Annotated in this window: 11 protein-coding genes; all 11 read left to right on the top strand. The window is 66.0% G+C overall.

Annotated elements, in window-relative coordinates:
• Window positions 1-7: 7 nt before the first annotated feature.
• The 11 genes from ACLF6J_RS10535 to ACLF6J_RS10485 all read left to right on the top strand — a co-directional run bounded on the left by ACLF6J_RS10535 (window position 8) and on the right by ACLF6J_RS10485 (window position 13,806).
• Window positions 8-1,180, top strand: coding sequence for a hypothetical protein (locus ACLF6J_RS10535; RefSeq protein ID WP_134352634.1), 1,173 nt, complete (start codon window positions 8-10; stop codon window positions 1,178-1,180).
• A 144-nt stretch (window positions 1,181-1,324) separates the two neighbouring features.
• A complete protein-coding gene (locus ACLF6J_RS10530) occupies window positions 1,325-3,760 on the top strand; it encodes an FG-GAP-like repeat-containing protein (RefSeq protein ID WP_166804677.1) in 2,436 nt (811 codons plus the stop codon).
• 293 nt (window positions 3,761-4,053) lie between these two features.
• A complete protein-coding gene (locus ACLF6J_RS10525; protein ID WP_047521732.1) occupies window positions 4,054-5,340 on the top strand; it encodes an adenylosuccinate synthase in 1,287 nt (428 codons plus the stop codon).
• A gap of 11 nt (window positions 5,341-5,351) precedes the next feature.
• Window positions 5,352-6,521, top strand: a complete 1,170-nt coding sequence (locus ACLF6J_RS10520; protein WP_134352636.1) for a lactonase family protein — start codon at window positions 5,352-5,354, stop codon at window positions 6,519-6,521.
• 180 nt (window positions 6,522-6,701) lie between these two features.
• Window positions 6,702-8,102: an MFS transporter gene (locus tag ACLF6J_RS10515; protein WP_134352637.1), complete on the top strand. Its 1,401-nt coding sequence runs from the start codon at window positions 6,702-6,704 to the stop codon at window positions 8,100-8,102.
• Between the two features lie 179 nt (window positions 8,103-8,281).
• Window positions 8,282-8,863, top strand: coding sequence for a biotin transporter BioY (locus ACLF6J_RS10510; protein WP_134352638.1), 582 nt, complete (start codon window positions 8,282-8,284; stop codon window positions 8,861-8,863).
• A gap of 467 nt (window positions 8,864-9,330) precedes the next feature.
• Window positions 9,331-9,876, top strand: coding sequence for a hypothetical protein (locus ACLF6J_RS10505; protein ID WP_134352639.1), 546 nt, complete (start codon window positions 9,331-9,333; stop codon window positions 9,874-9,876).
• A 736-nt stretch (window positions 9,877-10,612) separates the two neighbouring features.
• On the top strand, window positions 10,613-11,059 hold the full coding sequence (locus tag ACLF6J_RS10500; RefSeq protein ID WP_134352641.1) for a hypothetical protein: 447 nt from the start codon (window positions 10,613-10,615) through the stop codon (window positions 11,057-11,059).
• Between the two features lie 28 nt (window positions 11,060-11,087).
• Window positions 11,088-11,783, top strand: a complete 696-nt coding sequence (locus tag ACLF6J_RS10495; protein WP_134352642.1) for a hypothetical protein — start codon at window positions 11,088-11,090, stop codon at window positions 11,781-11,783.
• Window positions 11,784-11,918: 135 nt separating this feature from the next.
• Window positions 11,919-13,355, top strand: a complete 1,437-nt coding sequence (locus ACLF6J_RS10490; RefSeq protein WP_134352643.1) for a dihydrolipoyl dehydrogenase family protein — start codon at window positions 11,919-11,921, stop codon at window positions 13,353-13,355.
• Window positions 13,356-13,503: 148 nt separating this feature from the next.
• Window positions 13,504-13,806, top strand: a complete 303-nt coding sequence (locus tag ACLF6J_RS10485) for a DUF427 domain-containing protein (protein ID WP_046748074.1) — start codon at window positions 13,504-13,506, stop codon at window positions 13,804-13,806.
• Window positions 13,807-13,848 lie beyond the last annotated feature (42 nt).

Below are 13,848 nucleotides of genomic sequence, written 5' to 3'. Positions count from 1 at the left end.
CAAAAGATTGTCTTACGACCTCAACGTATACGCCTACGAGGCGTTGAGTGCCTCAGAACTAATCGATGCGGTGCGCAGCGTCGACGGACTTGAGGCGGCCATCGGCTCAGACGGTGAGATTGCCGCCGCGGTCAACCGAAAGACTGGCGCGCACGTGTTCTCGATCGACGGGCCATTCGCTGTCGAGCCGGACGACTTCGAGAGTGAAGAGCCGCGAGGGATGGGTGCGATGGTGCTGTACTCGCTGATCGTGGCGCGCGCCGATGAACAGGACATAGCCCTCGCAACGGTCTTGGCCATACGTCTGGCTGAGAGGCTCGGGGGCTGGGTCAGTGATCCGCAAGTCGATGAGGCGCGAGCTCCGCAGCTGCCGGTGGCGCGAGGGTTGACGCTCGAATTGGCGTGGTACCGACTGCGAGACGGGAGTGCGGATTTCGCGAACACGTACCTGAGCGCGGCTCGGGCGCATCTTCCGGTTGCGGTGCCGACGAGGTTCGGGATATTTGAGCCTCTGAAAGGGAAGTTTCCGCGTGACCCAGATATCGAGTTCGACCGGATCTATCGGGAAAAGTGTGCCGTGAGCAGCCTCATGTTTGATGGAAACGGGATCAGGCGCGGGCGAATCACTGGGTGGACCAATGATCTCCGCTCACGTTTTCAAGTGATACGAATCGCGTTGGACTTTGACGTGCTGCGGGATTCCGGGGAGACGGGAGGCGTCTTCGAGTTCTTTTCGGACGTCGCGCGGAAGTCAACAAGCTTCTTTGCGTCGTCGGAATTGAGTGCAGATGCCTCTTCCATCTCGAGGCCGTCATCTTTCGAGGGTGGGTGGGGAGGATTACCGCCGGAACCAAAATGGATGACGTGGTTTTCGACCGAGTACGCAGAACTTGTGCGACCATACCTCGATCCGGGGGTGGTGACGGCAACGCCGGAAGGTGTCGTCCATCGATTGACAGAATCTCCTGCTGAACGGAGGGTTCTTCAGTCGAAGGTCAGGCGGGCTCCTTGGGTGGACGTGAGCCTCCTCGCGACCCTTAACTCGAGCGGCGATAGCGAGGCTATCGCGCCGGCCAAGGTGATGCCGCCATCCTTGCGACGCCCTGATCCGGGATCATCCGAGGCGATGCGCATCGAAGCGAACATCGCCCGAAATCGTGGCAAGGAAGTCCGCGAGTAGCGCTTCGTCCGTTTGATTGCGGCTTCGCGCGAGAGCGAGAGGCAGACTCAGCGTTTCCGTTGCTGGGGAGGAGCATCGCTCGGCCGCGAGAACGCGTCAATTCATGAACCCATTGCCCATCTTGAAAGGTATTGCATGTTTTCGTTGAAATCTCCCCGTCGAGGCCGCGCTGCGGCTGGCGTGATGGCGGCGGCGTTGGTGTCGGCATTGCTCGTCTCGGCCCCGGTGGCCTCGGCAGTCGCTGATGATGCTCCGGGGTATCTCGTGGAGTCGGGCGCGTATCCGGACGGAGCGTCCGTTGGCACCGCAGCTGGCATCGTTCTGAAGGATGGCAACGGCGGGTTGCGGGTGGCGACCTGCGCGCGGGGCACCGGGCAGGTCGAGGTCGAGTTCGAGAAGTCGGGCAAGACGGCGAAGGTGTGCTTCGAGGTCGCCTTCCGACCGGCCGTTCTGAATCTCGAGATCGCGGCGTCGTTCGGTGTCAAGGCCGGCGCGCAACCGATGGACGTGACGTACTCGGTCGCAGGTGAACCGGAGGAGGTGGCCGAGGTTCCGGCGGGTGGGCGAGCGACTGTCGACGAGAACTTCACCGGTCAGTCGACGATCGTGGTGATCGAGGTGAAGGCTGACCCGGCGGTGGATGAGCCGGCGACGACGGCCACGCATCCGCGAACCGCGATCGCGAAGATCCGCACAGACCTGGGCTCCTGCACGGGGACGCTGGTGGATCGGTCGTGGGTGTTGACGGCGGCGAGCTGTTTCGCCACTGACCCGGCCACGGTCGCCGCAGATGCGCCGCCCGCTCCGGCGCGGGCGCTGTTCGGTCCGGACGTCGCGAACGACAAGGTCGCGAGCGGTAGCGGTGAGCTGGGTGTGAAGATCACCCGCTTCGAGCCGGCCGGCAACGGCCAGGACGCGGTGCTGGCGAAGCTGGAGAGCCCGGTCGACGACATCACCCCCATGCCGGTCGCCACAACCGCTCCGGCGGCCGGGCAGGACGTCGCTTTCACCGGCTTCGGTCGCACCGAGTCCGTCTGGGTCCCGCTTGCGTCCCGCACGAACACGTACCCGGTGACGACAATCGAAGCGACGACTCTGACCACCGCGGCAACCGGCGCTTCGCTCTGCCTCGGTGACGGTGGCGCTCCCGGGGTCCGCAACATCGACGGAACCGACACGCTTGTCGCGGTCGCGTCCCAGTCCACTCAGACCGGCTGCTACGGCTCGGGTGTTCCCGCGGGTACGGCCTCGACGGTCGCGACCCGTTCTGATGTCATCGCCGGCTGGGTGGCGCGCACGATCCAGAAGGGGCTCGACACGACTCCGGTCGCCGCTGCAGATCAGGCATTGGCGCAACAGATCGTGGACTCCGGACGCGTGAGCGGAACCGAAGCGCTCGCTCAGATCCAGGCCTATGCCGACGGATTCAAGCGCGGACACCTGATCAGCGGACAGGTTCGCGACTGCACGATCGATCCCGTGATCCTCGCTGCGCTGAAGAAGGTCGTGGTCGATCAGAACTTCTCGATCACGATCTCGTCGCTCAACGAGTACTGCACCATGGCGACGCCGTCGGCCACGAGCTATCACGCGAAGAACAGCGGCGGCCACGCCGTCGACATCAGTGTCGTCAACGGTGTCACGGCCACCGGCGACACGGACGAGGATCGGGCACTGATCGCGGCGATGTTCGACGCGCTCCCTGCTCCGGCAGGCATCGGTCAGGTTGCGTGCCGTCCGGCGCTCACGGTGCCGAACGGCTGGGCGCAGACCGAAGAGGACTGCACACACAACCACTTCGAGTACCACGGTGAGCCGCTGACTCCCGCCAAGCCCTCGTTCGATCTGAACAGCGATGGCAAGGCCGATGTGATCGGGATCATCAGGTCGTCGAATGCGCTGTACATCTACCACGGCAACGGTGGCGGTGGATGGACGACTCAGACGTCCGTCAGCACGGGATGGGCGTCTGCCGCGACCATCATCCACGGTGACTACAACGGCGACGGCAAGGGCGACATGATGGTCGTCAACACCGATGGCACGCTCTGGTACCACCAGGGTGACGGAGCGCTGGGCTTCCCGACCAAAGCGTTGGCAGCTCGCGGTTGGGACACGAAGAGTCTGATCACAGGCGGAATCGACTTCAACGGCGACAAGAGAGCCGACCTCGTCGCTCGTGAGTCCGACGGTCACCTGTACGCCTACCCGGGCAACGGGAACGGCACGTTCGGCACCAAGATGAAGATCGGACACGATTGGAGTGGGGTGTCTCGAGTCCTCGCCGGCGACTGGACCGGAGACGGCAAGGGTGACATCCTCGCCACCACCACGACCGGAGCGCTTCGCATCTACCCCGGCAACAACGTGAATCTGACAGGTGGCCCGGTGGTCGGCAGCGGATGGAACAGCATCACGGGGATCACCGGCGGTGTCGACTTTGGTGCGGACGGCAAGGCCGATCTGTTCGGTCGGAGCAGCGACGGCGGGCTGTACGTGTATCCCGGGCGCGGCCTCTCCGGGTTCGGTGCCTCCACCCGTGTAGGCAACGGATGGACGTCGGTCCGGCTGTTCAGCTGACCTCACGCTCGCGCGCTCTTCCGTTCAGACCCACAGTCTGACGGCCGGCGCCGCGGTGCAGGAGGGCCCCGCTCATGGCGGACCCTCCTGCTCCGGTCGCGATATGACAGCTCTAAACGCCAACGGCGCTGTCATATCGCGACCGGAACCCCGGGAAGCGAACCCCGGAGACCGGGAATGCGGAGGCGACTCGGGGCGAAGGGGCGGGGGAGAGGCTCCCGATAGGATGGGACCGCCCGAAGAGGGCCAGCTCATCGGCCGGTGCAAACCCGGCGAAAGCCAGGGGGTTACCCATGCCAGGAATCGTTATCGTCGGCGTGCAGTGGGGCGACGAAGGAAAGGGCAAGGCCACCGATCTGCTCGGTGAGCGCACCGACTGGGTGGTGAAGTTCAACGGCGGTAACAACGCCGGGCACACCGTCGTCGTGGGGGACGAGAAGTACGCGCTGCACCTGCTGCCCTCCGGCATCCTCTCTCCGGGCGTGACTCCCGTGATCGGCAACGGCGTCGTCGTCGACCTCGAGGTCCTGTTCTTCGAGCTGGAGGCGCTCGCTGCCCGTGGCATCGATGTCTCGCGTCTCAAGGTCAGCGCCAACGCGCACATCATCACGCAGTACCACCGCACGCTCGACAAGGTCACCGAGCGTTTCCTCGGCAAGCGGATGATCGGCACCACCGGTCGGGGCATCGGTCCGGCCTACGCCGACAAGATCAACCGCGTCGGCATCCGTGTGCAGGACATCTTCGACGAGAACATCCTGCGCCAGAAGGTCGAAGGCGCTCTGGATCAGAAGAACCACCTGCTGGTGAAGATCTTCAACCGTCGCGCGATCACCGCCGACGAGGTCGTCGACGATCTGCTGTCGTACGCCGACCGCCTGCGCCCCCTTGTCGCCGACACGGGCTACCTGATCGCGGAGGCCCTCGATCGTGGCGAAGTCGTCGTGTTCGAAGGCGGTCAGGCGACGATGCTCGACATCGACCACGGCACCTATCCGTTCGTGACCTCGTCGTCGGCGACCGCCGGCGGAGCCGCGACGGGTGCGGGCGTCGGCCCCGGTGCGCTCGACCGCATCGTCGGTATCGTCAAGGCGTACACGACCCGCGTCGGATCGGGCCCCTTCCCGACAGAACTCTTCGACGAGCAGGGCGACTGGCTGCGCAAGCAGGGCTTCGAGTTCGGCACCACCACCGGGCGTCCGCGTCGGGTCGGCTGGTACGACGCGCCCATCACCCGGTACGCGACGCGAATCAACGGCATCACCGACCTCGTGCTCACCAAGCTCGACATCCTGACCGGACTCGACGAGATCCCGGTGTGCGTCGCCTACGACGTCGATGGCGAGCGTTTCGATGAGGTGCCCGTCAACCAGACCGACTTCCACCACGCGAAGCCGATCCTGGAGTACTTCCCGGGTTGGAACGAGGACATCTCCGTCGCCCGCACCTTCGAGGACCTGCCGCAGAACGCACAGGACTACGTGCTGGCGCTCGAGAAGATGAGCAACACCCGCATCTCGGTGATCGGTGTCGGCCCCGAGCGCGACCAGGTCATCGTCCGCCACGACCTGCTCGACTGATCCGGTCCGTCGTGACGCGATTCTGGCTCGGCGGCTACGGCCCCGGCATGGACGGTTCTGCCGACGGCATCGGTCTGCTCGCGGGGGATGCAGGCCGGGAGGCCACCACGCTCGCGTACCGGGGTGTGGTCGCAGAGGTCCCTTCGCCGTCGTGGCTTGCGCAGCATCCGACGCTCGACGTCGTCTACGCGGCGCTCGAGGGCGACTCCGCCGTGCAGGCGTTCGTGCGTACGGGGGACGGCGCCCTCTCCCCGATGGGTGCACCGGCGACGGTGGGCCAGTACGTGTGTCACGTCGCGGTCGCTGCGGACGGCTCCGCCCTGGTCGCCAGTTGCTACGGCGACGGCCGCGTGGTGCGGCTCGGCCTCGATGCGGACGGTCGGATCGTCCCCGCACGGCCGGATGCGGCGGCGGAACTCCGCGCGGCACTGTTCGGCGACGACACGGACCCCGCCGACACGCCAGATGTCGGACGCCCTAGCGCCTTCCGTCCGACATCTGGCGTGTCGGCCCCCGGGGCGCCGCCGACGCCTCTCGGCGACGGCGTCGCCGCGGTCGACCCGTACGGGGTGGGCGGTGACCGTGTCTCGCACGCGCATGCCGCCGTGTTTCTTCCCGACGGGCGCATCGCCACGACCGACCTCGGGTTCGACCTCGTGCGGTTCTGGCGGCAGGTCGGCAGCGGGCTCGTACTCGACCACGAGGTCGTGCTGCCACTCGGCACCGGGCCGCGGCACATGGTGCTGCACCCCAGCGGGCACCTGCACGTGGTGACCGAGTACTCGTGCGAGGTGTTCACGCTCGCCGAGGCGTCCGACCGCACGTGGAGCATCGTGTCGTCGACGCTGTCGAGTCCGATCGCCCAGGTGGGCACAGACTTCCCCGCCGAACTCGCCCGCAGCCGCGACGGACACTTCCTCTACACGGCCCTGCGCGGAAGCAACACGATCGCGGTCCTGCGCGTGCGCGGCGGGGGTGAGGCCCTGGAGTCCGTGGCGCTCGCCGACGCGGGGGTCGACTGGCCGCGCCACCACCTGGTGCATGAGGGCAAGTTGCTGGTCGCGGGGCAGCGCTCCGATACCATCACCCTGCTCGACCTCGATGAGCGCACGGGCGCGCCCCTCGGTATCCGCCACGAGGCGCAGGTGCCGACGCCGACGCATTTCCTTCCGGTGCGCTGAGACGATGCCGAGCGCCGTCGACCTCCTCTTCCCGGATCTGACGTCACCGCGTTGACCGTCATGGAGCCGAACGATGAGGGCGTGGGGCATGCCCTCCACGAGGTCCTGCTCGGCGGCTGAACCCTCGTCGGCGAACCGGCGCTTGACCTCAACCTTACTTGAGGTTCTACGGTCATCATCATGACCTCGAAGACCGAGCAGGTGTCGACGCCGGGCGCGGCCGCACCTCGCATCTTGAGCCGTGACTACGTCTGGATCACGATCGGCGCCTGTGCGCTCGTGTTCCTCGGCGCGTTCGAATCCTTGGCGGTCACCACGGTGATGCCGACCGTGAGCGCCGATCTCGGCGGAGAACGGCTGTACGCGCTCGCTTTCGCCGGACCTCTCGCCACCGGGGTCATCGGCATGGTGCTCGCCGGGAATTGGGCGGATCGTCGCGGACCGGTCGCTCCGTTGTACACCGCGGTCGCCCTGTTCATCGTCGGACTGCTGATCGCCGGCCTCGCTCCGAGCATGGAGATCCTCGTCGCGGGGAGGTTCGCCCAGGGCCTCGGCAGCGGAGGGTTGATGGTGGCCCTGTACGTGGTGGTCGCCCGCGTCTACCCGAACGAGCTCCATCCGGCGATCTTCGCCGGCTTCGCCGCGGCCTGGGTCATCCCCTCACTGATCGGCCCGACGGTCGCGGGTGCCGTGACCGAACTCTGGAGCTGGCACTGGGTCTTCCTCGGCGTGGTCATCCTGGTGCTGGTGGCGCTGTTGATGGTCGTGCCCGCACTTCGTGGGCTCGTGAACCACGGCGATGCGACGACTCCCTGGGCGTTCGGGCGACTCGGATGGTCGGTGCTCGCGGCCGTTGCTGTGCTCGCGCTGAATCTGGTCGGCGACATCCCCGGGTTCGGCTCTGCTCTCGCTGTCCTTGCTATCGTGGTCGCCCTCATCGCCGTGCGGCCGCTGGTCCCGCGCGGGACGTTTCGGGCGCGCCGAGGGCTGCCGTCCGTCATCCTCGTCCGCGGGGTCGCGGCCGCCGCGTTCTTCGGTGCGCAGGTCTACCTGCCCTACCTGCTCACCGATCGATACGAACTGTCGCCGACTCTGGCAGGACTCGCGCTGACCGGCGGTGCGCTCGCGTGGTCCCTCGCCGCGACCGTCCAGGGGCGGCTGGGCGCGCGCCTCTCGAGCGTGACGGCCGTGCGGCTCGGGACGGGCCTCGTGTTCGCCGGCATCGTGCTGACCGTCGTGACTGCGGGCTTCCGAGGAGACGCTCTGCTGATTGCGCTCGCCTGGGTCATCGCGGGTATGGGAATGGGGTTGATGAGTCCGCGCACCAGTGCCCTCACGCTCGCGATGTCCACGCCGGAGAATCAGGGCTTCAACAGCGGGGCGATGACGGTCGCCGACTCGTTCGGCAGCGCCCTGGCCCTGGCCGTCACGGGCACACTGTTCACCGCGCTCACGGGCACCGACCCGTTCCTTGGCGTGTTCGTCCTGGCTGCGGTCGTGGCCTTCGCAGCGGCGGTCCTCTCCCCGAGGGTCCGTGTCGAATCCGCCAAAGACGAATCGCGGGAGCAGGGGGAGTCATGAGCCGGGACGTGACGAGTACCCGCTGGAGGATGCTGCGGGCCCACATGACGCCATCGCGTAACGGCGTCAGTGCGGGAAGGTCGTGTTGGTGACTCCGGGGTGGTGATTTGCGCGGGGGTAGCTACATCCGTACTCTGATGAACGGTGTTCAGGTGAACACTGTTCAGGAAGGATGAGCGATGACCGCATCGACCCGTGACTCCAGTGCGACCCTCGGTCGGGTGGCCGTGTTCGCCGCCCTCATCATCGTGCTGGGAACGGTTGTCGTGCCGCTCCCCGGCGGCGTGCCCATCACCGGGCAGACGCTCGGCGTCATGATCGCGGGCCTTGTGCTCGGTCCCCGCGTCGCGCCCTGGTCGATCGCCCTCGTGCTGGCGCTCGCCGCGGTCGGACTCCCCGTGCTCGCAGGCGGACGCGGGGGCCTGGGTGTCTTCGTCGGACCGACCGTGGGCTACCTGATCGGCTGGATCGCCGGCGTCGTGGTGATCGGGCTGCTCATGCGCACCGGACGGTTCACCTGGTGGCGGTGCGCGGTGGCTGCTCTGGTCGGCGGCGTGCTCGTCGTCTACGCGTTCGGCGTCCCGGTCCAGGCGCTCGTGACCGGAGTTCCGCTCGACCTCACCGCTCTGTCGAGCCTGGCCTTCCTCCCGGGCGACCTCATCAAGGTGACCGCGGCCACGCTGATCGTCGTCACCCTGCGCCGGGCGTATCCCCGCGCGTTCGCCGACTCCCGCCGGGGCCGGGAGCTCGTGACCGCCTGAGCTGCCCGTGGACGTCCCCAGCCGATAGCCTTCGGTGATGAAACGGTTTCGTCGTGAGTTCCACGGCGCGTGCATCCGTGAGCAAGAGGATCGGTGTCGGGTGGACTTTCGCTTGAGGCCTCCACAAGTGGTGTGCGCTGGGGCCAAGAGCGACAGAGGTGCGTGATGGTTCTGGATTTGATTCTGGGGTCCCTGGTCGCGGCTCTGGGAACTACCGCGATGGTTGCTCGTCGGTGGTTTGCGCGGACCATACACCTCGGGCTCAAAGTCTTCTTCGGAGAACCTGTTGCCGATGATGCAGTGAGACCGTCCACACCGATCCACATTGCGATAGCCGGAGCCGTCATTGCAGTCTTGGGAGGAAGTTTCATCGTTCAGGGGCTTCTGTCGAGTTGATATCTCTGATCGGTGACCCGTTTGGTGCGCCTCTGGGTTCGTCGGGTGTGTGGTGAAGCGGTACCGGATACATGAACAAGCCCGCCCGTGTCGACCGTCGACACGACGTTCACCGGGACCGAGGAGTTGACGTGGTGATCAAGTTCCGTCGAATCGGGGTCGCCGTTGCTGTGCTTCTCGCTGTTGGCGCGATCGCAGGCTGTTCGACTGTCCCGGGGCACTATGACGAGGGCTTCCGTGCGACCGATGCGGTGGGTCAGTGGACCTCTGAGGGCCGTGATCAGGTGGTGGTTCTAGACATTCAGAGCGACGGCACGTTCTCTGCCGAGGGGTGGCCGCGGGGGTTGTACTGTGACGGCGCGGTCCCCGAGCGGGATGATGATCCTGATGACCTCTGGGATAACACTGTCGATTTCTCAGGTACCTGGAGGGGAACGGCATCGGACGACCACTACACGGTCCGATTCGTGTCACTGGGGCCGGAGTGCAGAACCAACTTCCCGGTGGTCGCGTGGAGGCTGCAAGATGGCCCAGCGGTTCTTCGGGTTGATCTCAGTCCGCTGACGCCGGTGGAGGAGCTCACGGAGAACGAGATTCTGTACCTGAAGAAGAGCTAGACACTTGAGCCTGGGCGATCAACGAGACTCGTCCGGATTTCTTGGAGGACTTTGATGAGGGTTGTCGCTGGCATCGCGATGCTGTTGTTGCTGTTTGTCCGTGGGTTTGTCCTTTGGCTCCTCCTTCCCTTTTCGGTTGTCGCATGGTTGCTGGTCCATTCGTGGGCTCAGAAAGCCCGACTCAGGCAGGCGATCTGTTGGTACGATTTGAATCTTTTTGCCTTCCTCATGCTCGTGCCGTTGCGGCCCGCTCTGCGCTACGTCGAGGGTGGAAAGATGCGATTCGTGCCTGTCTCCGAGATGCGCGTGCTGGAGACATACGGAATCGGGTTGACGCAACTGAGTTAGAGCCGCCGCGCGGGCGATCACGACGCTCACCTGGACCCAGGAAGCGAGTTGGTGATGAGGTCAGTCAGATGCAGCGCTGTCGCTACGGGCACGTGGGAGGGAGATGCGCCGGGGGAAGAGTACGCAATCAGGCTCTTGTTACCGGGGCCAGAAGGCAGGAGCAGCTTTTCGGTGGTTGCGTGGACGGACCCTGGCGGTCCCACGCGTCTTCGTGTCGAACTCAGTCCACTGACACCGTTGGAAGAGCTGACCGACGACATGGTGCTCTACCTTGTCGACTTCGCCGTACCGTGGGGAGCGACCCCGTGCTGACTACTGGCACACGTGCAGCGGCTTTCACCGATGCCGCGCTCATCGGGAAGACGGCCCCCGTGACCCGGAGAAGCCTATGAAACTCAAAGAGATGATGACATGGGCCGTAGCGGGCACTGTGCTGGGGAGCGTGATCCTCGTCGTCGATCTACTCGTTTCCGGTGGCCTTGACTGGGCGAAGATCCCGGACGTGAGGCTCGCTCTCCTGGGGTTCTCCGTCGTCGTCGCGGCTGTCGGGTGCATCGTCACCTTCGTCTTGGTGTTCCTCCTCTCGAGGTGGAGTCCGAGGGTTTCCCCGCGGCCGATTCGGCTCACGCTGTTCTGCGGAGGGATGGCGAGCGTTGCCTTGGTTTCGGCATGGCTGAATGGGGCGTTTGGCACCTATGGTTACGCTCACGTTCAGGGAGATCGAGTGACCCTCCTCCTGGCTCTGCTTGTTCCTCTGGTGGCGGCCTTGTCCTTTGTCTACCTGATCCTGAACGCGCTCATCCTGAGACGCGGAAGCCGCGAACACAGCCGCTAGCCGACCCATGATTCTCCAAAGGATGAGGATGGCCGAACAGGATCACGACCTGAGTTGTACCTTGTTCGGCTACTCGCGTGCCGACACGGGGCCGTCGAGCGTCATGTCGCGGATGGATCTTGGCTGGAGCCGAGCACCGAGAGATGACTATTCGGGTTTCACAGTCGACATTCCCGTCGATGATCGTCGCGCGGATCTGGGGGAGGCCCTCGATCGCGCCACGCACGATGGTCAGACGATCCTTGAGGCCCTGGCTACGGAAGCGGACGTCGATGTTGACGTCGTGCTGTGGTTCGCCCCCAGAGTGGCCCCGACCTCGGCGATCTTCTCCGGACAGTGGTTGGAAGACTGCGGCCGGTCGTTCGAGATCTGGGCGGAAGTCAATCTCGCAGAGGAAGAGGCGGATGATCCCACGCCGCCCGCGGTGGATCGGGTCGCTGTCACCTGGGTCTCGGACGCGCAGAGTCGCACGGTCGAGATCATCGAATCGGAAGCATCTCGGCGCCAACCGCGCCTGAACCGAGCTCTGCGTGAGGCCGTCGACGAACGCGCGAGCAGCGTTCGAATCGACCTGGAAGCGAGCGCGGGCATCGCCGGGATCGTCATTCCTGCTCCTCTGGTCCAGCGCTTGCGTGAGGGCGGCGTTCAGCTCGAGATCCGTGGGTGGAGGCCCGCGACCGACGTGCGCCAAAGCCGCCGCGGTGATCTGAACCCTCAGCGATGACGGAAGCCCGAGAGGCGCAGATGAGCAAGGGTTCACCACTCCCACGCCACGCCGGAGGGAACAACTCACCCGTGACTCGGCGTTGGTCTTGAGCGAGACTGGGCGACGGAACCGGCCGACGGAGAGGTGCCAGGCATGAACGCAGCGCAGAAGACCGACGAATACGACCTGATCGTGCTGGGCGGAGGTCCGGTGGGCGAGAACGTCGCCGACCGCGCCGTGCAGGGCGGGCTCACCGCGATCATCGTCGAGAGCGAGCTCGTCGGAGGTGAGTGCTCCTACTGGGCGTGCATGCCGTCGAAGGCGCTGCTGCGGTCGGCGCAGGCGTTGCGGGCAGCGCAGCACGTGGCGGGCGCCTCTCAGGCGGTGACCGGGAAGCTCGATGTGCGGGCGGTCTTCGAACGGCGCGACTCCTTCACGAGCAACTGGTCCGATGACGGGCAGGTGAAGTGGCTCGACTCCGCCGGGATCGATCTGGCGCGCGGGCACGGCCGGCTGACGGGTGAGCGGGAGGTGACCGTGACGGATGCCGACGGCGCGACGCGCGTGCTCCACGCCCGGCATGCGGTGGCGATCAGCACCGGATCGGACGCCGTCATCCCGCCCATCGACGGGCTCCGTGAGTCCGCACCCTGGACGAGTCGAGAGGCGACCAGTGCCGAGGAGCTGCCGGAGAGCATGGCCGTGATCGGCGGAGGCGTGGTCGCGGTCGAGATGGCCACGGCATACGCGGCACTCGGCTCGAAGGTCACCGTCGTCGCCCGCAGCGGTCTGCTCGGGGGGATGGAGCCCTTCGCCGGGGAGCGGGTCGCGGCCGGCCTCAAGGAACTCGGCGTCGACGTGCGCACCGACACGGGCACGGCATCCGTGCACCGTGGCGCCGACGGCGTGACCGTGACGCTCGACGGCGGTGAGGAGATCATCGCGACCGAGGTTCTCGCCGCGACGGGTCGTTCGCCGCGCAGTGGAGACATCGGCCTCGACGTCGTGGGCCTGGAGCCCGGCCGCTGGATCGAGACGGACGACACCCTCCGGGTCCCCGGATCCGACTGGCTGTATGCGGTCGGTGACGTGAACGGGCGCGTGCTCCTCACCCACCAGGGCAAGTACCAGGCGAGGGCGGCAGGCGACGTCATCGTCGCGCGTGCCCAGGGCGACGATGTGGATGACAGCCCCTGGGGTCGTCACGTCGCGACCGCCGACCAGGCCGCCGTCCCGCAGGTCACGTTCTCGATCCCCGAGGTCGGCTCCGTCGGTCTGACCGAGGCGCAGGCGGTCGAGGCAGGAATCACCGTGAAGGCGATCGACTACGACCTCGGGTGGATCGCGGGGGCGAGCCTCTACGAAGACGGTTTCGAGGGGCAGGCGCGGCTCGTGATCGACACCGACCGCGATGTCGTGATCGGTGCGACCTTCGTCGGCCCCGAAGTGGCGGAGCTCGTGCACGCCGCCACCGTGGCGATCGTCGGCGAGGTGCCGATCGCCCGTCTCTGGCATGCGGTGCCGTCGTACCCGACCGTCAGCGAGATCTGGTTGCGACTCCTGGAGGGCTACGGGCGCGATTCCGCCTGAGTCCGACCATCGTGGCGGGCAATCCGTTTTCGCGGGCAGGCCGAACAGATTCGGGATTGTTTCTCACATTGACGGCCCGCGCGCAACCCTCGAGCCCGATGTCCCCACCGTCTTATACGCTCGAACACACATCCGAGGAGGCAGGACCATGAAGGCTGTACTCGCAGGAACCGTCATCGCCGAGGCCGACGAGAGCGATCTCGCCCGCATCGAAGGGAACTGGTACTTCCCGCCCGCATCCATCACACCCGGGGTGCTCGTCGAGAGCCCCACGCCCTACACCTGTCCCTGGAAGGGCGCGGCTCAGTACTACTCCGTGCAGACCGACGGCGAGCTGCACACCGACTACGCCTGGTCGTATCCGACTCCTTACCCGTCGGCCTTCGATCGCGTCGGCAAAGACTTCTCCGGATTCGTGGCGTTCGATCCGCGCGTCGAGGTCGGCCCGTAGCCACCAGAAGAGCCAAGACTCGTCCGCTCGCACATCGATCGA

It is taken from the genome of Microbacterium sp. IO18, assembly GCF_049099505.1.
GTDB classification, from domain to species: domain Bacteria; phylum Actinomycetota; class Actinomycetes; order Actinomycetales; family Microbacteriaceae; genus Microbacterium; species Microbacterium aurugineum.
The sequence above is the reverse complement of the archived record's forward strand: the minus strand, read 5'-3'. Positions and strand labels throughout refer to the sequence as shown.

Excerpts from the sequence above, each read along its gene's own strand:
- ACLF6J_RS10490 (WP_134352643.1), top strand. The coding sequence starts at position 11,919 with ATGAACGCAGCGCAGAAGACCGACGAATACGACCTGATCGTGCTGGGC.
- ACLF6J_RS10485 (WP_046748074.1), top strand. The coding sequence starts at position 13,504 with ATGAAGGCTGTACTCGCAGGAACCGTCATCGCCGAGGCCGACGAGAGC.
- ACLF6J_RS10525 (WP_047521732.1), top strand. The coding sequence starts at position 4,054 with ATGCCAGGAATCGTTATCGTCGGCGTGCAGTGGGGCGACGAAGGAAAG.
- ACLF6J_RS10500 (WP_134352641.1), top strand. The coding sequence starts at position 10,613 with ATGAAACTCAAAGAGATGATGACATGGGCCGTAGCGGGCACTGTGCTG.
- ACLF6J_RS10515 (WP_134352637.1), top strand. The coding sequence starts at position 6,702 with ATGACCTCGAAGACCGAGCAGGTGTCGACGCCGGGCGCGGCCGCACCT.
- ACLF6J_RS10510 (WP_134352638.1), top strand. The coding sequence starts at position 8,282 with ATGACCGCATCGACCCGTGACTCCAGTGCGACCCTCGGTCGGGTGGCC.
- ACLF6J_RS10495 (WP_134352642.1), top strand. The coding sequence starts at position 11,088 with ATGGCCGAACAGGATCACGACCTGAGTTGTACCTTGTTCGGCTACTCG.
- ACLF6J_RS10505 (WP_134352639.1), top strand. The coding sequence starts at position 9,331 with ATGAACAAGCCCGCCCGTGTCGACCGTCGACACGACGTTCACCGGGAC.